17 protein-coding genes are annotated in these 21,850 nt (G+C 47.0%); 3 read left to right on the forward strand and 14 right to left on the reverse strand.

Annotated elements, in window-relative coordinates; translation table 11 throughout:
* Positions 1 to 10 precede the first annotated feature (10 nt).
* The 4 genes from recG to AC5SLM_RS02225 all read right to left on the reverse strand — a co-directional run bounded on the left by recG (position 11) and on the right by AC5SLM_RS02225 (position 4,966).
* Positions 11 to 1,816, reverse strand: a complete 1,806-nt coding sequence (gene recG / locus AC5SLM_RS02210) for an ATP-dependent DNA helicase RecG (protein WP_495249289.1) — start codon at positions 1,814 to 1,816, stop codon at positions 11 to 13.
* On the reverse strand, positions 1,803 to 3,290 hold the full coding sequence (locus tag AC5SLM_RS02215) for a M16 family metallopeptidase (protein ID WP_495249290.1): 1,488 nt from the start codon (positions 3,288 to 3,290) through the stop codon (positions 1,803 to 1,805). Before AC5SLM_RS02215 ends, recG begins: the two co-directional genes overlap by 14 nt.
* Positions 3,235 to 4,284, reverse strand: a complete 1,050-nt coding sequence (locus tag AC5SLM_RS02220; RefSeq protein WP_495249291.1) for a dehypoxanthine futalosine cyclase — start codon at positions 4,282 to 4,284, stop codon at positions 3,235 to 3,237. The genes AC5SLM_RS02215 and AC5SLM_RS02220 overlap by 56 nt, the downstream gene beginning before the upstream one ends.
* Before the next feature lie 73 nt (positions 4,285 to 4,357).
* Positions 4,358 to 4,966, reverse strand: coding sequence for a helix-turn-helix transcriptional regulator (locus AC5SLM_RS02225; protein WP_495249292.1), 609 nt, complete (start codon positions 4,964 to 4,966; stop codon positions 4,358 to 4,360).
* Between the two features lie 245 nt (positions 4,967 to 5,211).
* On the opposite strand from AC5SLM_RS02225, the gene AC5SLM_RS02230 reads away from it, so the two are divergent.
* Positions 5,212 to 6,057: an NAD(P)-dependent oxidoreductase gene (locus AC5SLM_RS02230; RefSeq protein WP_495249293.1), complete on the forward strand. Its 846-nt coding sequence runs from the start codon at positions 5,212 to 5,214 to the stop codon at positions 6,055 to 6,057.
* Positions 6,058 to 6,089: 32 nt separating this feature from the next.
* On the opposite strand, the gene AC5SLM_RS02235 is transcribed toward AC5SLM_RS02230, so the two are convergent.
* The 10 genes from AC5SLM_RS02235 to AC5SLM_RS02280 form a co-directional block, all read right to left on the reverse strand.
* A complete protein-coding gene (locus tag AC5SLM_RS02235; RefSeq protein ID WP_495249294.1) occupies positions 6,090 to 6,470 on the reverse strand; it encodes a hypothetical protein in 381 nt (126 codons plus the stop codon).
* Positions 6,471 to 6,719: 249 nt separating this feature from the next.
* Positions 6,720 to 7,934 carry a rhodanese-like domain-containing protein gene (locus AC5SLM_RS02240; protein ID WP_495249295.1) on the reverse strand — a complete coding sequence of 405 codons (1,215 nt, stop codon included), beginning with the start codon at positions 7,932 to 7,934 and terminating at the stop codon, positions 6,720 to 6,722.
* 11 nt (positions 7,935 to 7,945) lie between these two features.
* The gene (gene nrfD, locus AC5SLM_RS02245) at positions 7,946 to 9,112 is read right to left on the reverse strand and encodes an NrfD/PsrC family molybdoenzyme membrane anchor subunit (protein ID WP_495249296.1); all 1,167 of its coding nucleotides are present in this window, start codon (positions 9,110 to 9,112) and stop codon (positions 7,946 to 7,948) included.
* A 10-nt stretch (positions 9,113 to 9,122) separates the two neighbouring features.
* Positions 9,123 to 9,686 (reverse strand): 4Fe-4S dicluster domain-containing protein, encoded by a 564-nt coding sequence (locus tag AC5SLM_RS02250; protein WP_495249297.1) that lies wholly within the window; start codon positions 9,684 to 9,686, stop codon positions 9,123 to 9,125.
* A 3-nt stretch (positions 9,687 to 9,689) separates the two neighbouring features.
* Positions 9,690 to 12,032, reverse strand: coding sequence for a molybdopterin-containing oxidoreductase family protein (locus tag AC5SLM_RS02255; protein ID WP_495249298.1), 2,343 nt, complete (start codon positions 12,030 to 12,032; stop codon positions 9,690 to 9,692).
* 579 nt (positions 12,033 to 12,611) lie between these two features.
* Entirely contained in the window at positions 12,612 to 13,820 is a 1,209-nt protein-coding gene (locus AC5SLM_RS02260; protein WP_495249299.1) for a rhodanese-like domain-containing protein, read from the reverse strand.
* 227 nt (positions 13,821 to 14,047) lie between these two features.
* Entirely contained in the window at positions 14,048 to 15,316 is a 1,269-nt protein-coding gene (nrfD, locus tag AC5SLM_RS02265) for an NrfD/PsrC family molybdoenzyme membrane anchor subunit (protein ID WP_495249300.1), read from the reverse strand.
* Positions 15,317 to 15,319: 3 nt separating this feature from the next.
* Positions 15,320 to 15,967, reverse strand: a complete 648-nt coding sequence (locus AC5SLM_RS02270; RefSeq protein ID WP_495249301.1) for a 4Fe-4S dicluster domain-containing protein — start codon at positions 15,965 to 15,967, stop codon at positions 15,320 to 15,322.
* A 2-nt stretch (positions 15,968 to 15,969) separates the two neighbouring features.
* A complete protein-coding gene (locus tag AC5SLM_RS02275; RefSeq protein ID WP_495249302.1) occupies positions 15,970 to 18,393 on the reverse strand; it encodes a molybdopterin-containing oxidoreductase family protein in 2,424 nt (807 codons plus the stop codon).
* Positions 18,394 to 18,772: 379 nt separating this feature from the next.
* Positions 18,773 to 19,414: a DUF134 domain-containing protein gene (locus AC5SLM_RS02280; RefSeq protein WP_495249303.1), complete on the reverse strand. Its 642-nt coding sequence runs from the start codon at positions 19,412 to 19,414 to the stop codon at positions 18,773 to 18,775.
* A gap of 182 nt (positions 19,415 to 19,596) precedes the next feature.
* Here AC5SLM_RS02280 and AC5SLM_RS02285 point away from each other — a divergent pair, with 182 nt between their 5' ends.
* Together AC5SLM_RS02285 and AC5SLM_RS02290 are read left to right on the forward strand one after the other, a co-directional pair.
* Entirely contained in the window at positions 19,597 to 20,298 is a 702-nt protein-coding gene (locus AC5SLM_RS02285; RefSeq protein ID WP_495249304.1) for a peroxiredoxin, read from the forward strand.
* 276 nt (positions 20,299 to 20,574) lie between these two features.
* Positions 20,575 to 21,843, forward strand: a complete 1,269-nt coding sequence (locus AC5SLM_RS02290) for a tellurium resistance protein TerC (RefSeq protein ID WP_495249305.1) — start codon at positions 20,575 to 20,577, stop codon at positions 21,841 to 21,843.
* Positions 21,844 to 21,850 lie beyond the last annotated feature (7 nt).

Genomic DNA, 21,850 nt, shown 5'->3' on the forward strand with positions numbered 1-21,850 from the left:
GTGTAGGGGTTTAGGCCCCTACTCTCTCTTTTATCTCCTCTAAAATCTCCCTATCTTCCGCCATATCAAACCACACAAACTGGTCTCCATGTTGCACGTCGCCACTTAAAACATCCCCGCTTCGACGGTATTTTAGGTCAAGCTCCGCTATCTCAAACCCATCCAAGGTGCGCGTAAAATCTTCCAAACGCTTTGATGCCTCTTTGTAGGTAAATAAAAAACAATACCCTTCCAAGCCCGTGCGACTCACGCGACCCCGCAACTGGTGTAGTGAAGCTAGCCCCAAATGTTCCGCGCCCACAATCACTACCGTAGAAAGTTTGGGTAAAGAAATGCCCACTTCCACCACCGTAGTCGCAAGCAAAATCTTGCCTTCTTTGGCAAAATGAGCCAAAACAGCCTCTTTGTCTTTGTCTTTCCCGTGCGTCACATACACCCCTTCAAAGCGCTTCTCCCAAAACGCCCTCCCCTCTTCCAAGGATTGGTATGCGTGCACTTCACTCTCCTGGGTTAGAGGGTAGATGACCGCCACTTGGTGTCCTAAAGCTACCTCTTTTTCGATGTGTTCTAGCAAGGGTTTAAAGTCCGCTTTTCCGATGAGCGAGGTCGTAATTTTTTTAACAAAGGGCATTTGTTTGATAAACGAATAATCCACCAACGTCGCATTCATCATGCTCAGTGTCCTAGGAATGGGTGTGGCGGTAAACTGCAAAAAATGCGGCTGGGTGCGTGCATTTCCTGTGAGTTTTTTAATGCGATCACGCTGTTTGGTACCAAAACGGTGTTGTTCGTCCACCATCACCAAATCGCATTTTGGCAGTGTCTCAAACAACAACGCGTGGGTACCAATGATGCAATCCGCTTCTTCTAACACACCTTCCTTGGTCGCGCTTGTCACAAGGGCGAGGCGCATGGAGGGAGGGAGAAATCGCTGGGCCTCTTTAAAAATCTGCACGGCTAAAATCGTCGTAGGCACCATCAAAAGGGACTTTTTAGGATACGCCATCACCATGGAAGCCAAAATCACCAAGGTTTTTCCACACCCCACGTCGCCCATGATGACGCGCTTGGCCGCATGCTCTTTTAAAAAATCCTCGCGTATCTCACCAATCACCCGTTTTTGATCATCCGTAAGGGAAAACGGTAGGCTTTTCACAAAGGGCTCCACCGGTGAGTTCAGGGTGGCTGAAGCCTTAAAATAGCGTTTTTTCTTGAGGAGTTTTTGAAGGTGGTTGAGTACTTCTACGCGTTTTAGCACCGGCACCACGCGTTCTAAAAAGTACGGCTCTTGACGCAGTGCAATAGCCTCTTGATTGGGCATATGCAATGCCTTTAACACCTGCGCTTCAGGGGCACTTAGCCCCGCTTCCATGAGCTTTTCTTCGTGCACATACGCACCCACCAGTGCTTGCATTCGCGCGTTTTGCAAAGGGGTTTTATAGCGAGGCACCACCACACCTACGGCGTGGATGACCTTGGGCTGTACCAATTGCCACACCCCAAAACTAAACTCCGCCTTGGCACGCACGGTGCACACTTCACCTTCTTTAAATAAGGCAAAATGAAAGGGTTTTGGGTTAAAAATCACCCCACGCACTTCCTTTTGCCACGTTTCACACCATGCCCTTACATGTAAGGTTTTCGCATGGCGCGCCAACCCTTTACATGTAAGGCTTACGACCACGTCGCCTAGCGTTGGTGCTCGCGTCAAACAGTGGTTGTCGTGATGATGGGGAAGGAAAAGGGCAAGGTCTAAAAGCGTCGTGACGCCAAGTTTTGAAAAATCCTTGGCGTCTTTGGGATTACTGGGCTGCATCCACGTTGGTCACAACCGCGAAACTAAGCTGCGCAATCTCAGCATGAGACGCAATGAAAGCATTGAGCTCTTCTAAGCTTAGGGTTTCTATTTTGTGGAGTTGTTCCTTGGAATACCCAAGTGTGAACCCGCGGTAGTACTCGAAAAAGGCGCGAGAGAGGCGCTGAGAGAGGGTTTCGGTGCGCAAAGGTTCGGAGCCTAGCAAAAAGCGTTTGGCTTGGGCAAGTTCTTCTGCGCTAACACCTTCTTTGATAAATGCTTCAACCACCTGACGCACAAGCGCCATGGCTTCGTCTTTGTTTTCGTTCTTGGTTTGCAGATGGCCTGTAAATTTACTCGAAGAACGGTTGATGCTAATCTTTCCATAGGCCGAATACGCAAGCCCGCGTTTGACGCGAATCTCTTCCATGAGGCGACTGCCAAAACCGCTTTCTCCCAAGATAAACGCGGCAACCCGCGCCTTGTGAGAATCCGCATCACCACTTTGCATGTCAAAAGGGGCACCAAAGTAGATGTACGCTTGTTCGCTTGGCTTTTGCAGCACTGACACTTTGGGTGTTTTGGTAACTTCCACGTAAGGCAAAGGACGTTTTGTGCCAACGTTCAAAGTCGCTAGCACTTTCTTGGCATATGCTTTGGCTTCCTCTTGGCTTAACGCACCTCCGATGACCACAATGGCGTTGGACAAATCCATGCGCGTGCGGAAAAAGGCTTCTATGTCTTTAAGGCTCAAGGCTTTGATGGTTTCAGTAGTGCCAAGCCCAGGATGTGCCAAAGGCGTACCCTCAAACATGAGTTCGCGCAAGGCGGTTGTGGCCACATAATCAAAATCACTGGCACGTCTAGAGATGCCTCCAAGGGTCATCAAACGGACTTTTTCCATGCTTTCTTGGGTGAAATTTGGTGCTTCAAGCAAGGCGTTTAAGTGCGCGATACCCTCATCAAAGGCCTCTTTTAAGGCGCCAAGTTCAAACACTAAGGTTTCTGTGCCCGCGTTGGCGGAGAGGTTGATGGCGCGCTGTTCGAGTTTTTTAGCAAATCCAACCGCGCCTAGGGTTTTGGTGCCCTCTCCCAACATGCTTGCCACAAACCGCGCAAGGCCTGGCGTATTGCCATCTTCAATGCTTCCAGCCACTTGCATCACCAATTGCAACGAGACAATCGGCAAGGTGGTGCTTTGTTCAAAAACTACGGGGACTTCAACCCCTTTGACGTTTACATGTAAGAGTTCTTGGCTCAAAAGTGCTCCTTGCATCACCAACAAAGTGGCAATACTTTTATTTAAGTTCTTGCGAAAGCCTTGATACGCTTCAAAAGCAACGCTTTTTGAAGCTACGCTAACGCTGAGTTTTCCTCGGCGGAAAGCCCACGCACCTTTGGTGCTCTGACTTTTTGCAAAAAATTTTGCAAAAAGTCCTCTAAGAAAAGGTTTCAAGAATTTCATAGGCAGTGTTTCGCTTTGCGGGAATTTCATCCACATCGTTAATGAGGCGAATCATTTCACCCTGATTCATTTGGTTGGTCACGCCAGCAGCCGCGACGACATTTTCTTCCATCATGGTACTGCCCAAATCATTCGCGCCAAAGAGCAACGCCAACTGTCCCACGTAACTTCCCTGCGTCACCCACGAACTTTGGATGTTGGGAAAGTTATCCAAGTAGAGCCGACTCACGGCCAAAAGACGCAAGTAACGGTTAGGGGATTGTTTTTTAAGCTCGGGAAATTCCGCCAAGAGCTTGGTGTTTTTACCCTGAAAACTCCACATAATAAAGGCGCGAAACCCTTGGGTTTCATCTTGCAAATCCCGAATCATTTCCCAGTGTTTGATGATTTCCTCGTCTGTTTCGATGGTGCCAAACATCATCGTCGCAGTGGATTTCATACCCACATGATGGGCTTGGCGGTGGATGTCGAGCCACTGGGCGCTGTCAAGTTTTTTGGGCGCAATGATGTCCCGCACGCGGTCGCTTAAAATCTCCGCACCCGCACCCGGAATGGAAAACAAACCCTTTACATGTAAGCGCTCCAACACTTCACGGGTGCTAATTTTAGAGATTTTGGCGATGTAATCAATCTCAATGGCCGAAAATCCGTGGATGGTCACTTGGGGGTAGTGGGTGCTTATCCATTCCACCAATTCCTCATACCATTCAATTTTCAACGTCGGGTGCACGCCCCCTTGGAACAAAATCTGCGTCCCGCCGATAGCTAAAAGCTCTTCGATTTTTTGGCCGATTTCTTCAAAGCTGAGCACGTAGGCATCTTCGGCTTTGGCATGGCGGTAAAAGGCGCAAAATTTGCAATCCACCCAACACACGTTGGTGTAGTTGATGTTGCGGTCTACAACAAAGGTGGTGATTTTTTGAGGATGAAGGGCGCGTTTTCGCTCTAAAGCCATCCGACCAAGCTCGGTCAAATCGGCTTCACGGATGAGGCGCAAGGCCTCTTCGTTGGTCATTCGCTGCATGTTTCTCTCTTATTTTTTTGTGGGCATATTATACCTGCCTAAAGTTAAATGCAGGTCAAACAAAGGCCTTATTTTAGGCTTCGCGCTGTTGTTTCAGCCAGTTGTAAATAGTAGCGCGCGACACGGCAAGCACCCCGCACACATACCCCACCCCATTGCGAATGGCAAAGGTGCCTTGGGCCTCTAAAAACACCACAAGTTCTCGCTTTTCGTTTGCGCTAAGTCCTTGAAGCGACACATTGCGCTCCCCTAAAAACTGGGAAATGAGCTCATCCGTGTGCTCTTTCCAGTTTTGGGAAAAAAACGCGCCCGGACTGGGCGCGGTTGCCTCACAAGCAAACATGTTTTTAAGGGACTCAATGAGGGCTTTAGCAGGGGTAATGTCATAGTTGATGCACAACATCCCAATGGGCTTTCCTTGCACATCTTTGAGGATGACGCTCACAGCTTTTACCGTCTTGCCCTCCTCCAAGCTCTTATCGTACGGCCCAACCCAATCCCCCTCTTCTGGCATTTGGGGGTGGCTTAGCATGGGGTCTCCCGCGCGACGGGTAGTGAAAGCATTGGCGATAAAAACAAGGGTTTTTGCTTCAAGGTCATGCAAAACCACCTCGACATTGGGTGCAAACAGTTTTCCGATGGCTTCGCATACGGGAAGGTAGGGTTTAAGTGCTGGATTCATGGGCAAATGATAACACATCTTCTCGCAAGTCGCACTGACGCAAGGTGACTTTGAGCGGATTTTCGAGGACATAAAGCACTCAGGAGAGTGCTGTCCGAGAACCCTCGGAGGTTTGCCAAGGATGGCAAACCGAGAATGAGCGAAAAGTCACCTTGCGCCAATACCGTTAAAGTGCGAGAGATAAATTGACAAAGTGTCTAATTTAGACTATCATTCTAAAAACTTACATGTAAGAAGGGGACACGATGATAGGATTTATCGGACTTGGAAATTTAGGCAGCGCGATTGCCAAGCGTTTGGCAAGCCAAGGGCATGAGGTGATGGTCTGGAACCGCACCCAAGGCAAAGCCACCGCCCTTGGATTACCCGTGGCAAGCTCACCCAAAGCGCTCATGGAAGCGTGCGATACGGTACTGTTGTGTTTGTTTGACTCACCCGCGGTCAAGGCGGTGCTGAGCATGAAAGAAGGGTTGCTTGAGGGCGCAAAAGAGGGCAAAACACTCATCGACCTGAGCACCAACCATTTTGAAGCGGTGCTTGAATTTCACGCCCTTGCCAAAGAGGCGGGTGTGGCGTACCTTGAGTGTCCAGTATTTGGAAGCGTGGTGCCAGCAAGCAAAGGCGAAGTGACATTGGTGAGTTCAGGTGAGGAAAAAACCTTCCTTACATGTAAGCCACTCTTAGAAAGCTTTGGGAAAAATATTTTCTTTTTACCCACTGCTGGAAGTGCCTCAAAAATGAAACTCATCAACAACCTTTGCCTAGGCTCTTTTATGGCCACACTGGCCGAATGCACCGCTCTAGGCGAAGCGTGTGGAATAGAAAAAAAAGCGTTGCTTGGCATCTTGGGCGTAGGCGGAGGACAGTCCTTGGTTTTGGCGGCTAAAACCCAAAAACTCATCGACGAAGATTTCTCGCCCCACTTTAGCAACGCCGCCATCAACAAAGACTTGCACTGCTTGCAAGACTTGGCCTACTCCCTAAACCGCCCTCTTTACAGTGCCAGCGTCACCAAAGAGCTGTACTCAAAAATGAAAATGCTCGGCCGTGGCGAGGAAGATTTTAGCTCTATCTACCACTTGTTTAAATAGCACTTTCCCGCCTTCTGGCGGGAAAGCTACCCTTAGGGATTGGCGGGCTTACAGCCCTCAAAGTTTTCGCGCACTTCTTTGGTGATGACATCCAAATCCACCACACCCCCTTTTGCGCTTATCTCTTTTACAAGACGAATCATTTCAAGCTCCAAGTTACGGATACAATCTTTTGCATCAATCGCTAACTGAGCGTCTTTTTGTTTAGCCTCTTCCTCGCTGCATTGTTGGTCAAAGGTACGGCTGATTTTTTTGGTGATTTTTTCCTCAGACTCCCCTTTCATTTGGCCCGCATAAATAATGCTAATCATCTCATTTTGCAAATTGTCAATACAGTCATTTGCCACCAACCCTTGGTGCGATACAAGAAGCAAAATAGCCCCCGCCAACACAGATGCTTTTACACGTTTCATTTTACCCTCCTTATAAAGGTTATTTGCTTTGATTATAGCATAACCAAAAGATATAAGTATAATAATTTTATCTTTTAAAGTATAAGGAAAAGTAAATTTAACTAAAAGTAGCACTCAAGAGGAGGACCAAAATCCTTTACATGTAAAAGGCTTACATGTAAGCAACTAAAACAAGTGTTTTGGGAAAAACAGGGGAATCAAAAGAAGAAGGGGGCCACACCCCTTGTGAAGTGTGGCTTTTAAAAAAATCTACCAGTCTGTAGGGTCAAGTGCATCGTTTGGCGTAATTTTACAATCACTGCCTGCACATTTAATGCCTGCATCCAAGAACACCACGTTGGTGAAACCACCATTTTTAGCTTTCATTTGAGCTTCCATCGCACGTCCACCTGCGGCGCAGTGGAAGATGATAACGCCCTCTTTAGGAAGTTTGGCCAAAAATGCTTCGGTGGAGTTTTCTTCCAAAGAAACATGAAGCGTTCCAGGGATTGCCCCAGCGGCACGCTCATCGCTTCGGCGCGCGTCTACTACGGTTACGCCAGCTGGAAGATTTTTGTACACTTCAAGGAACCATTGGCCATCCACTGAACCCTCATCCAAGCCTTTTTTCACAGGGCCCATGAAGGGTTTTGTAAGGGTCACGGCACCACCTGCAACTGCCTCATCACTACCTTTGGTGGTCTTTAGGCCTGCTTGTTTCCATGCTGGAAGACCCGCAGAGTAGTTCGCCACTTTGGTGTAGCCAAGAGAAACAAGTTTTTGCGCAACAGCGTGAGACTTGTGGCATTCCCATCCCGCACAAAAGGTGATAATAGGCGTTGTTTTATCCACAGGGAAACGTCCCATAAGCTGAGGCATTTCGGTGTCGTTCATAGAGATAGCACCAGGAATGGTTTCGGCTAGGAACATTTTGTAAGGGCGTGCATCAATAATGAAAGCGGCGTTATTGTCAAAGGCAGCCTTGAGCGTACCTGTGCCTACTTCTGCGTAGTCTTTGGTTGCCCACTCAGGGTAGCCTGCTTGGTAAAGTTTAACATTGGTGTAACCCATCTCTTTGAGCCAACCTGCTACCTTTGGACTCTTAGCGCAATCCCAACCTTGGCAGAACACGATAATTTCTTTGTCTTTAGGAACATCTTTAATGCGCACTACGTGCTCTTTAAAGTCTGTGTCGTGAATCTGAATACTCGAAGGAATCGTAGCCGCATTGTAAAGTCTGTCTGGACGTGAGTCGATGAAAACAGCCTTAGCGCCTGAACGCATCCCGTTGCCAAGTTTAGAACGGGTATATTCGTAATCAACCACTTCGAGTTTATACTGGTCGATAAACTTCTGAACAGATTCAGAAGGCTTGGTTAATACAGCCTGTGCAGCTGCGGGGGAAGTGCTGCTAGAAGTGGTAGCACAACCTGTAAAAAGTAGAGCCGTCGTAAGTGCTAATGCACCAACAAATGTAGAACGCATTGTATCTCCTTTTAGTGTGTGTGTGGTTCGTCGTCTAGTTTAAATACTTTACTGGCAACATAATACATCATCAAGGCAATCCCAATTCCTCCAAAGCCGATGGCGAACTCCGTGGCTGAGGGGAAATAACTTACCATGCCCGGAGGCAATTGGTACTCGCGTACCTTGAGGGTTTGCATGGGGTACACCAAGGTGTCATGGACAAGATTGTAGCGCATGAAAAAGATGCCGACCATTCCAGAAAGTGAGGCCCAAACCAAAGGCTTGATGGCTTCGCCGTTAGAAAAAAGAATGATAAAAAACGGAATGAGCATCCCTAAAATCACCTCGCCGATGATGAAACTCGGGCTTTGGATGGCGTAAAAAATCGTCTCAGCACGTTCAGGTAGGTTACCATAAAGTGCCGTAATAATCTTCCAAAATTCAAAGAAAATCAAAATCGCAAGCAACATTCCCAAAATCTTGGCAAGCTTTTTAAGCATCGCAGCCACTTCTTCAGGGAAATTCATTTTATAGCGGTACCCGTACATCAAGTAAATCAAATAACATCCCGTAATCATCGCAGAGAGGATGAAATACACCGGATAAAACACCCCATTGGCCGAAGGGCGCGAAATCAAGAAGCCAAACACCGCCCCAAGGTTACTGTGGGCCGCAAGGCCAAAAAGCAAGCCGCCGATGCCAAAGATTTTAGAATATTTGTGGTCATTGCGCACCAAAAAGAAAAACTCAATGCTAATAAACACAAGATACGCCCCATACAAGGTTCCCATCCACCAAATCGCCGAGGCAAGGTTAGGCGTAAGGATGTTGTAAATCACCATGCGTACAGGGTGGCCCACTTCAAGGGCAATCACCGCAAAGCCAGAAACCAACGCGATAATCGCTCCGACAATGGCCCGCTTACCGATTTGCTGAAACTCTTTCACGCCAAACACGTGGCCGATGGAAGAGATGATACAAAGCCCCGTAGAAGAAACAACAAAAAAGACGTACATCACGATGAGCAAGCCCCAAGGGTGTTGGCGCGAGACATTAAAGGCGTGATGCCCGTGCAAAATAAAACTCACAGCACCCGCTGCAAATGCACCTAAAAGCACCACTGTCGAGATAGCAATAAGCAAGTTTAGTGGCGTTTTCTCAAAATTGATCAAATGTTTTAATGAAATTGGATTCATGCCTCACCCCCTAGAGTAGATAAAAAAGTTTTGGTCTTGTTCCCAAATGGGCTTTAACCTGTTTGTATTCGCGCCGTGATAAAAGCTGCGAAATCTCACTCAAAGGATCGTCCATGTCACCAAAAACACGCACTTTTGTCGGGCATGTTGCCTGACATGCGGTAGTGGTTTCCCCGCTAGCTAAACGCGTAGGTGAACAGAAATTGCACTTATCTACCGTCCATGTGCGGTCATCGATAAAGCGCGCATCGTAAGGACACGCGTTGATGCAGTACGTACACAAAATACAGCGGTTTACATCCACACGCACCACGCCATTTTCATCATAATACGTCGCACTAGTAGGACACACTTCCTTGCACGGTGCGTTAGAGCACTGTTGGCATTGGCTAGGCTGGTACGCTTGAGAAGCGATGGAGATGTTTGGAAACTCTCCCTCTTCTTCCTTTACCCCTACCCAAATACGAAATTGGTCCGCACCAAGTTGGACACCGTTTTCTTTTTTACAAGCCACTTCACATGCCTTGCAGTTGATACAGTTTTTATAATCAAGGGCCATTCCATATGTTGCCATGACTTACACCTTTTTAATGCTAACGATTGTGTCGTGAAGACAGGTGGATCCGTGTACAGGCTCTACGCTATCTTCCAAAATAGCCGATCCATGACCACCATTGTTGTGCGCCAAACGCATGTTTTTAGACTGCACGCCAAACCCGTGTACGAAAAAGAGGGTTTGTGGTCCGATTTTTTCCGTTGGGTACGCAGGAAGGACGGTTGCACCCACCTTGCTTTTAACCTCTACCATGTCACCAAATTTAATCCCGCGGGCTTTGGCTACACGCCTGTTAATCCACAAATAGTTTGTCGGAATCAAATCCAACAACGCGGGATTGTTAGCCGTAGCAGATTGGGTAAATTGCGCATGGCGCCCCGTCACAAAGCGAAACGCATCTTGCGGGGTAACCAATTGGTTCTGAGCATGCCAAGTAGGCATCGCATCAATGCCCCGTGCTGTAAGGGAGTCAATCCTGCACTCTACCTTGCCTGAGGGCGTATTGAGCTTGCCATTGCGCACAGAATAAAACCGTTTGTGGTCAGGGTAGTACTCGTATTCGTTTGTGTTAACTTGCTTAAAGTACGTGTCCATATTGGGGTAAAAGACCCCTTTTTCGGCCAAAATTTCCGCCGCGCCTGGGTAATTTTCCACCGCATGGGTGTTAATCTCTTCTTGGCTTTCTTGGAAAGCTTGGGCTAGGTCGTATTCTTCAAACACATCCTCTTCACCCATCTCTTCAATCTCCATCTGCACCATTTCGTCGTACTTTTTGGTGATTTCAAACAACGGCTTGCTAGCCACTTGCGTAAACTCTTTCAAGATTTGAAGAACGGACTTGCTCTCAAACATCGGCTCAACGGCTTTGTTGCGCTGAATCACAGCCGGTTCGATGCCCCCAAAGGCCGCTGCTGGGTCAGTACGCTCAAGGTAGGTACACTCAGGAAGCACTACGTCGCTTAACATCACCGTGTCACTTGGCATGGTTTCAATGGTCACCACCAAGTCAAGTTTTTTCAAGAATTCTTCAGTTTTTTTGCTATCGGGCATGTTGTGCATGAGGTTATGCTTGTAGACAAAAAGCCCACGTACAGGGTAAGGCGCACGGTTTTCTAAAATCATGTTTCTAAAAGGAACCCATGCTCCAGAAGCTCCTACAATCGCCGCTTCGTCTCGCTCAATGCGTGGTTTGGCATTATCGTAAAGGGGTGCTGGTGCATCATGGCCTTTGATGGCAATGTTTGACCCAAAGCAAATCCCGCCTTTGACGTCGATTCCGCCACCAAGGGCTGAAAAGATAGCCTGAGCACGGCGAAGTTGGAAGTCATCTTGACTCCATGTAGAACGTCTGCCTTGGTAGTAGATAGCCTGAGGGGCGTGGGCCATAAAGTCTCTAGCGACTTCACGGATGTCGTCTGCTTTGATGCCTGTGATTTTTTCCGCCCATTCAGGGGTGTAGTTGTTGGAAAGAATGTGTTGCTTGTATTCATCAAAGTTATTAAAGTGGTTTTGCACGTAGGCTTTATTGTAGCGCTCTTCAGAAAGAGCCACATATGTCAGTGCAAGCACAAAGGCAAGGTCGGTACCGACGTTGATGCCAAGGAATTTATCGCTTTTAGCAGCCGTGTTGGTAAAACGTGGGTCCACACAGATAAGCTTTGCGCCCCGTCCGTTGGTGCGTTTGAAAAAGTCCATGGTGTCAGGTGTGACGATAGCTTCTGCGCGGTTAGCGCCCGCCATGATGACGTATTTGGCGTTTTGCAAATCCGCTTGGCCATAACCGCCGATGGTGACCGCGTAGCCCGAAACAGCCGTGGCAAGACAAAGGGTGGAGTGGTTGAGCCAGTGGCCTGAACCAAAGGCGCCAAAAAGGTTTTTAAAGTTATGTTCCCCCATGCCCTCACCCGCACAAAAAGCGATGCTAGAGCGGTTGTCTTTTTCTTCTTCTAAGATTTTTACCATTTTATCGGTGATGTATTGGTACGCTTCTTCCCAACTGACACGTCGGAATTTTCCGCTTCCTTTTTCACCATCACGAATCATCGGGTATTTTAATCTATCGGGGTCATACAGTGCGTCAATCCCTGCATTCCCGCGAGGACAGAGCATATTGCGGGATTTTGGAAAGAGGGGGTTGGGGTCTAGTTTGGTGACAACACCGTTTTCCACATGCGCTATCGCTGCGCATTTATTGACACAAATCTCGCATACCGTTGCAACTTTCTTCGTCACGCCTTTGCCGTTGACCGAGTTTTTCTCTTTGGCACTTGCAAAGACCTGAGAAGAGGTCATTGAAACACCTCCAGCTATACTCAGGGCCACACTGCCCTGAAGAAATCTCCGTCGTGAGATCTCAACACTCATCGTCTCTCCTTTTAGATTTAGGGCTTAAGGTTAACTCGTAGAGAACTATCAAAAACCATAAATTGATACCTTCATTGTAGAAGAGGAGGCTTATAAATAACTTATAAAAAAGTTTACCTTTTGGGTTTTTTAACGTCAATATTGGCCAAATGCCTACGGATTGGGCCTTTTTACTTTGGAATTTTTAGTAAAAAATTCTTTACAATTGGTATTTTTTTACTTTCAAAATAAAAATAATTTACCAAAAATACTGTTTTTTTATCTTTTTAGCCGCAGTAGGCCCTTTTTTGGGCTTTAAGAATAGCTCTTTATTAGATTATCTTATATTATAAAAATATTTCGTTTTACTTATTTTATCGTCAGCTTTTAGCTTCAGACTCTAAAATACGATTTTTAGAATTACTATCTTTAACAATGAAATCTAATTAAGAAGGTTAAGGGAGTTTTCTTTACATGTAAAGGCTTACATGTAAGAATCCTTTACATGTAAAGAAATAAAGCAAAGCGTTTTAGGAAGGAAACAAGGAAGTTAAAAAAGAAGGGGCCACACCCCTTGCGAAGTGTGGCTTTTAAAAAAATCTACCAGTCTGTAGGGTCAAGCGCTTCGTTGGGCGTAATTTTACAATCACTGCCTGCACATTTAATGCCCGCGTCCAAAAAGACTGCATTGGTCATGCCAGCACTTTTGGCTTTCATTTGTGCTTCCATCGCACGTCCACCTGCAGCGCAGTGGAAAATAATGTAACCCTCTTTTGGAAGTTTTGCTAAAAATTCTTCAGTAGAATTTTCTTCCAAAGACACATGAAGCGTTCCAGGGATAGCGCCAACAGCACGCTCACTCGCCTTACGTGCATCCACTACTGTAACGCCAGCAGGAAGGTTTTTGTACATTTCAAGGAACCATTGACCATCCACTGAACCTGCATCTAGCCCTTTTTTGATTGGGCCAAGGAACGGTTTGCTAAGCACCACGCCACCAACGCTAGCATCGCCGCCTTTGGTGGTTTTGTAGCCCGCTTCTTTCCAAGCAGGAAGACCCGCAGAATAATTAGCTACATCGGTGTAGCCCATTTTAATAAGCTCTTGCGCTACCCAATGAGACTTGTGACACTCCCATCCCGCACAAAAGGTGATGATAGTCGTAGTTTTATCTACTGGCAATCGTCCTTTGAGGGTTGCAAAATCCGTATCAGGAATGGCAATGGCGCCTGGAATCGTCTCACCGATAAATTTAGCATAAGGACGCGCATCAATAATAAACGCACCGTTTTTATCATACGCCGCTTTAACCAACGAGGTGCCAACTTCAGAATAATCCACTTTAAACCACTCTGGGTCGCCCGCTTGGTAGACTTTGACATTGGTGAAGCCCATCTCTTTGAGCCATCCCGCTACTTGTGGGCTTTTGCCACACTCCCAGCCGCCGCAGAAGGTAATGATTTCTTTGTCTTTAGCTACCTTATCCAGTTGTCCTACAAAGTCTTTAAAGTGCGTATCAGGGATGTTGATACTTGAAGGAATGGTGCGCGCTTTGTATTTTGCAGCAGGTCGCGTATCAACAAAGAGTGCTTTTGCCCCTGTGCGCATCCCATCACCTAGTTTAGAGCGGGTGTAGGTATAATCCACTACCTCCAACTTGTACTTGTCAATCAAACCTTGCACTGAGGCGGAAGGTTTGCCTTGAACCGCTTTGGCAGCAGCAGGGGAAGTAGTGCTAGAAGTAGTAGCACAACCTGTAAAGAGTAGAGCCGTCGTAAGTGCTAATGCACCAACAAATGTAGAACGCATGTGTGTCTCCTTTTTTATCTAAAATACGCTTTTAAAACAAAGCTCCAAAAGCTACGCTAACGCTGAGTTCTCCTCAGCGGAGGGCTCGCGCACCTTTGCTTTTACTTTGATAACGCCTTTGAAGCAAAGCTCCAAAAGCTACGCTAACGCTGAGTTCTCCTCAGCGGAGGGCTCGCGCACCTTTGGTGCTTTGACCAAACATAGAATTCGTCGTCTCGTTTAAATCTTTAGTGCGTGTCGCGCAAAGGGGTTACGGAAAACAAGCTATCAAAAAGCTTATACACCGCCAAGACCACGCCGATTGAGCCTATGACAATGAACACTTCGCCAAGATGCGGGTGGGCGTAGTTAAAGGTGCTCGCTATCTCATACACGTCGTATTTTTCATAGCCCATGCCAAAACGGTTGGTCATCGGGTTAGCATTGCCGCCGTACACAAACAAGTAACGTCCCGCGTACCCACCAACGATGGTAAACACGGAAGCAAGGACAACCTTCCATGTGGAATTTGTCGGGCGGAAGGTTAAAAAGAAAGGCAACACCAATGCCAACAAAATATATCCAAAGAAATAGAGGTATTTAAAGGGTCCAAACAAAATCAAAAAGGCCCAATCTTTATCCACCACCATGTACGCAATCACTTCGTATAAGGCAAGCACAAACACAAAGAACAAAATCCCCCGACGCACAAGATCCATCAACTGTTTGTATTCAGGCTTGTTTTTATGCACCAAGTAACTGTACACGCCCATAATCCCCAACGAAGAGACAAAGGCTGAGATGATGAAATAAAACATCAAAAAAGGAAACTCTGTCCACAGGTGTCGTGCTGTATTCATGGAAAATAATTTGGCTTGGATGTAGTATTCCACCAAGTCCACGCCGATGCTCATGATTAAAATAGGCAAGGCAAGGCGCTTGGCCCACTCGCGTTTCTTGGTCAAGATAAGGTAAATCTCAAACAAGACAAAAGGAATATACGTAAAATACAGTGGCAACATCATCCACATCCCTGCTCCCATATTTGGGTCCAAGAACATCCAGTGCAAGTTGAGCATGTTCATATCTACCGCGATGGTAAAAAGTCCTGCAAAGACCATAGAAAGGCCCACAACCAAAAACCCAGCCGCCGCTTTTTCTACTAATTTAAAGTTCATCAACTCCGCAAGGGCAACCAAAAAAATCACCCCACTGCCGGTGTAGATCATGTACATGTAATTGGCAATAAAGAGCGTCCACGGCACCTCACGGCTCACTTCGCCCACCGTCCCAAACACCGCAAGACGCATGGCATCCACAAGGGCAGGATTGGTCGGGTCAAGTCCCGCAGCGTGCGCGTTGGCGGCTTCACTAAAATAGCGAATCTCATAAATCTCATAAATCCCCACAAAAGCCAACACCAAAAAGAGGTAGGCAAGTATCATGACTTTGTTGAAAAAGAGCCCTGCAAAGGTGACTTTGTTAATATCCAAACTGGCAAATTCAAATGTTTTCATGGTTTACCCCTTTACCTGACACACGGTGTTGTAGCTCGCCATTAACGACTCCCACGTGTGGATAGTCGTATCGTGCGATACGCTCTGACGCAAATAAGCCTCATCATTGGGCACAATGTAAAAAAGCTTAGGAAAGGTTCCTGAGCGCTCTTTTTGGACAAAAAAGCGTTTGGTTTTAAGCAGTTTTACCAAGTCACTATCGGGATCATCTAAATCCCCAAAGGTACGCACCTTGGTCGGACACGTTTCTTGGCACGCCGTCGTTCCTCGCTCTTCAATGCGGTGGTCACAAAAGGTACACTTATCTACCGCGACCGTCGTGTCGTCCACAAACCGCGCATCATACGGACACGCTTCCATACAGCCTTTACACAAGATGCATTTATGGGCGTCCACTTTGACAATCCCGCCAGGGGCATAATGGCTTGCGTTGGTAGGGCACACACTTACACAAGGTGCGTCAATACAGTGGTTGCATTGCGCGGGGTAAAAGTTGGCATAAGGTTTTCCAAAAATCGTCCCTTCTACAATCCCTACCCAAATGCGCTGTTTGTTCACGCCCAGCTGCACGCCATTTTCTTCCTTGCACGCGGTTTCGCATGCTTTGCAATTAATGCAGTTTTGATAATCTAACGCCATTGCATAATTCATGATTACACCTTTCTCACAGTCACAATCGTGTCGTGCATGTTGGCTGAACCAAAGGTAGGCTCAATCCGATCTTCGATAATCTCATTATCACTCGCCCCATTGCGGTACCCAAAGGTCAACCCCGTTGATTTTGCACCAAACCCATGGACATAAAACACGGTTTGAGGAACAATTTTGGCGGTTGGATACGCCTTAATGCGCACTTGGCCCACAGAGCTTGTCACCTCAACCCAGTCTCCAAAGGCAATGCCTAACGCCTTGGCTTCTTTGTCGTTAATCCACACAAAATTTTCACGCATAAGCTCTAAAAGCATAATGTTGTTTTGCGTAGAGTTTTGGGTGGTTTGCGCATGGCGCCCTGTGATAAACTTGAACTTTCCTTTTGGCACCGCTTTGTAGTGGTCTTCCCGCCAGGTTGGCATCGCATCAATCCCACGATTTGTCATGCTAGCCAGATTACACTCGATTTTATTGCTTGGGGTTTTAAAGGTACGCTTTAAGCACGCAACGTCATTAACGTTGATACACAAATCGTGCATGTACTGCACGGGGTCGTAGTCTTCTTCTAATGCAAGCATGGAGTAATACCGCTTGTCTTGTGGGTAAGTTTCGTAAGTATTGTTTGAAATCTTCCTAAAATAGGTGTCCATATGGGGGTAATACACCCCTTTTTCACGCAAGGTTTTCCACGCTTCTTCGCCGTACAACGGAGCAACCATGTGGTGGTTGATCTTTTCTTGGTCTTCCATGAAAGCATCGCTCAAATCAAACCCGCTCATGGCGTAGTAATCCTCTTCTTCCTCTTCCTCTAGGTCAAGCTGCACATCTTCGTCGTACTTTTTGCTTATCTCCCACAACGGTTTAGAGAGCACTTGGGAAAGCCCACGCATAATCTCCATCACTGGCTTGGTTTCATACATAGGCTCAATGACTTTTTGACGCAAAATAAGGGCGGGTTCAGACCCACCAAAACTTTGCACAGGGTCTTCGCGCTCAAGGTATGTACACTCTGGCAAAATGACATCTGCGTACATCGCTGTGTCGCTTGGCATGGTATCAATCACGACCACCAAATCCATTTTTTCAAACATTTGTTTGGTTTTAGCGGTGTTTGGCACGGAGAGCATGGGGTTTTGTTTGTAGACAAACATCCCCCTAATTGGATAAGGGGTGCGCTCTTCCACAACCATGTTGCGCCACGCTACCCATGAGCCTGTCGCGCCGATAATCGCCGCTTCATTACGCTCAATGCGCCCTTGGGCGTTAGCGTACATAGGGGCGTTAACCACGTGGTCTTTTAAGGGCAGTTTCTTGCCAAATAAAATCCCGCCTTTGATGTCGATTCCTCCGCCTAGGGCTGAAAAAATCGCTTGTGCCCGACGCAACTGGAAATCATTGGTTTCCCATGTGGTGCGGCGTCCTTGGTAGTAGATAGCCTGAGGAGCATGGGCCATAAACTCCCGCGCGATTTTAGTTATCACACTCGCCGAAACACCCGTGATAGGCTCGGCCCACTCTGGCGTGTAGCCATTGCTGATGATATGGTTTTTATAGGTTTCAAACTCATGGAAGTTTTTAGCCACGTATTCGCGGTTAAAAATCTGTTCTGAAATCGCCACGTAGGTCAATGCTAACACAAAGGCAAGGTCGGTTCCTGGCTTGATGGCCACATAATCATCCGCATGGGCTGCAGTGTTGGTGAAGCGTGGGTCTACCACAACAAGCTTCACGCCCCGCCCCCTTGTGCGTTTAAACAAGTCCATGGTATCGGGCGTCAAAATAGCCTCAGCACGGTTAGCGCCCGCCATGATGACGTATTTGGCATTTTCCAAATCCGCTTGGCCGTACGCTCCGATGGTTGTGGCGTACCCCGCTACTGCGGTTTGCAAACAGATAGTGGAGTGGTTGAGAAAGTTACTAGAACCAAATTTGTCAGACATAAAGGTTTTAAAGGTATGTTCTGCCAAGCCCTCCCCTGCGCAGTAGCCAATACAGGAGCGGTTATCGTGCTCTTCATCCACAATAGGCACGAGTTTTTCTTTAATATACGCATAGGCTTCATCCCACGTGGCACGACGGTATTTGCCATCACCCCGTTCGCCTGCACGAATCAAAGGATACTTTAGCCTATCGGGATCATACAGTGCGTGCACTCCCGCCACCCCTCTTGCACACAACATGTTGCGCGATTTTGGAAACAAAGGATTGGGGGAAAGGCTTTTGACGATGCCGTTGCGCACATGGGCGATGGCAGCACATTTGTTGACACACATTTCACAGACAGTTGGGATTTCTTGCATCAAGGGACTCTGTGGTTGCGGTGCGGTATCGGCTAGGATACTAGAGGTCGCAAGCGACGTTCCCCCAATCACACTTAGCGCCACACTTCCTTGAAGGAATCTACGCCGTGATATCTCTACTTTCATAGTACCTCCTCTGGCACATTGACGAATGAATTTTCAAAAAATCAAGATTTTGTAGTCAAATTGTAGGGGGAGTTTCTTTATATAATTATTAAACTAATTTATACTTATAAGTTGATTTTATTATAATAGTGAGCAAAGCCCTAATTTTAGGAGCTTATGTAAATTATAATTTATATTTATGTGAGTCAAAAAAGGGGAGTTTTGTAAAGTTTTTTTTCCTTATTTTGGCAAAAACTGGCCATTTTTGCCTTTTTAGGTAAATTATTATTTTACTAATTGCGGTAATTTTGAAGAAAAAAGAAGTATTTTTGGCAGTAAAAGTGCGCTTAAGGATACAAAATTCCACCCAAGGCCGTAGCCTAAGCGCGAAAGAAGTCCATCATAACTCTTCGTATCGTTTTAAAACCTCTTCAAGGGAAAGCCCTTGGTATGTTGTCGTGATTTTTTCTACACGCATTCCCATTCCCTCAAGGTTGCGCACCATCCCCTCGCCAATGGAAACACACAGCACATGGGTCGCTTCTTTGAGAAGCTCAGGAATCACCCGCCCCGCACCAAAGCCCATAGAATCTTCATCATTTTTAGGAACAATGCCTTTAGCTTCAAGCTTCGCCACCAGAGGATTGGGCAGATAAACGACCTTGGAAGCCACACCAGATTCCATAAACATCAAGGCAAAATAACGTGCTACGTTAAAATGCGACGAGAGGGTACGTTGGTCATCGGTGGGCAATGCGTACACCAAATGGCTCAACCGTTCCTTTACATGTAAGGCTTTTTTGAGCAGCAACATTTGCACACATTTTTTACGACCACCCTTTAAAAGCTTGGCAAAGGTAGGGCGCGAAACACCTAGCCGCTGTGCGCACTCTTCGTGGTAAAACCCTTTATAATCCGCTAGATACAGGGCTTCTAGCTCTTCGTGCAAAAGAGGGATTCCCTCAAGGCCTTGCGTTTCAAGTGCGCCAAAACGCCCAGCACAAGGTTTACATGTAAGGCGATGTTTGGGAGCTTTTGGCATTTGTTTTCCTTGTATATAAGCTTCTTTTTCAATAGCAAAAAAGAAGGTTGTTGCATTAAAGTGAAAATATACCATAGTCCTTAAAAAGAAAAGAAGAATTTTAATCTGACGATAAAAATTACTATTGACTTATTTTTATCGTCGTGCTATACTTCCACCATCTTTTGTGTAGGAGGTATCCCATGGGATGCGATACAGGTGTCAAACAACGACCAGAACAAAACGCAGCACAAGCTGCCCAACCCCAACAAACAACCAAGGAGAAGAAAATGAGTTCAAGTATGGTACTAAAGAAAATGCCAGAGTTTACAATGGATGCATACGATGCAAAAAGCGGTCACTACACCAGTGTTAAGAGTGAAGATTATGCTGGAAAATGGACAGTTGTGTGCTTTTACCCTGCAGATTTTACCTTTGTGTGCCCCACAGAGATTGCAGCTATGAACGCTAAATACGACGAGTTTCAAGAACTTGGGGTAGAGATTTTAGCCGTCTCCACAGATACTAAATTTTCTCACAAACGTTTCGTAGAAACTGAGCCTATTTTAAAAGGCTTGAAACTTACCATTGGTGCAGACACCACCCGCGTGGTCAGTGAAGCCTTTGGTGTGCTCATCGAAGAAGAAGGCCTAGCACTTCGCGGACGTTTCTTGTTTAATCCCGATGGCGTGTGCGTCGCCCAAGAAGTCCAAGCCCCCATGGTAGGCCGCAACGTCAACGAATTCTTGCGCCAAGTCCGCGCATGGCAACACGCCACTAAAACAGGTGAAGTGTGCCCTGCTGGATGGGTTCCAGGTAAAAAAACCTTGCCAGTCAATACCGACGTAGAAAAAATGACAGGCCGCGTGGGCGATTATATAACCATCGAAGAGATTATGGCCTAATTCCCCATCAAGGAAAGGGTGTGTGGCCCTTTCCTTTTTGATAACGCCTTTGAAGCGAAGCTCCAAAAGCTACGCTAACGCTGAGTTCTGCTCAGCGCAGGGCTCGCGCACCCTTGGTGCTTTTGATAACGCTCTTAGAGTGAAGCTCCAAAGACTACGCTAACGCTGAGTTCTGCTCAGCGCAGGGCTCACGCACCTTTGGTGCTTTGGCTTTTGATTTTTTGTTGCGCTTACTTCAAGATGGCTAATGCCTTTTTTTGAGTTATACTTTCACCCATGAAAACATCCCTTTGTGGCTGGCTTTTGCTAGCAAGCTTACTCCTTAGCCTCACAGGCAATCCCTCCCTTTATACCCTCGCAGGGTTTTTAGCGTGGAGTGCTGGACTGGTGTTGTTTTTCACTATCCCCTCCCCCAAACGTCGCCTTAGCCTCACCCTTTTTGTCCTTGGCACTGCGTGTTTTACCTTTGCCTACGTGATGGGCTTTGAGGTTACGTTGTGGCGAGTGTTGAGTGTCAACCAACTCATGTTAAGCCTACTCATCAGCATCAGCTACTTAAGGCTTGTAGCCCTTCCGCTCCCAAGCGAACACCCACTTCCTAAAGGCCCCAAAAGCTTTGTTTCAACCTTTTTTGGCGTGCATCTTTTTGGCGCCATCATTAACCTCTCCGCCATCTTACTTGCAGGCGACAGACTCTCCCAAAAAGCATCTCTTACCAAAATGCAAATCATCACCCTCTCGCGCGCTTTTTCCGCAGACGCCCTATGGTCGCCTTTTTTCATCGCCTTTGCGGCGGCAAGCATTTACGCACCGGGGGCTTCCCTTTTATACCTGTGGCAAAGCGGCATGGTGCTTGTTGGTGTGGGCTTTGTGCTCACCTATTGGGAATTTAAAGGAAAGCCCATGGAAGACTTTGTGGGCTATCCCATCGGCCCTGAAGCCTTGGTGTTGCCTGCACTTTTGGCAGCGCTTGTGGGGGCAACCCATTGGTTGCTTCCTGAGGTGCGGGTGATTTTACTGGTCTCTTTTTATGCCCTTGGCTTGACACTATGGTTTCTTTTTTGGCGCCAAGGCTTGCCCCAAGGACTCAAACATTTTGCCACCCACACCACCTCCCAATTGCCTCTTTTAAAAAATGAGTTAGCACTTTTTTTGGTGGCGGGCTACTTTGGCTTAAGCATTAGTGCTCTCTTGGAGGGCTTTGCCCTTGCGTTTCCTGTGAGTCACTTTACCCCCACCGTAGCCGCGGTAATGCTCCTTGGGATGGTCCTTGTCTCCCTCGTGGGCGTTCACCCTATCATTTCTATCGCTATTTTAGGGGGTTGGCTTGGGAATATGGAAGTCGACCACACCTTGCTTGCCATGACCTTTTTGATGTCGTGGTCACTGAGCATTGGCACGAGTCCTGTTTCGGGGCTTAACCTTGCCCTCTCAGGGCGCTATGACATCCCCTCTAAAAAGTTGTTTTTATGGAACGCACGCTACGCTCTTAAACTTTACGTGGCGTGTGTTGTTGTCTTGTTGCTTTATCAAGTGCTCATTTAGCCGATGC

The sequence above is a fragment of the Sulfurospirillum sp. HTRB-L1 genome, assembly GCF_059415125.1.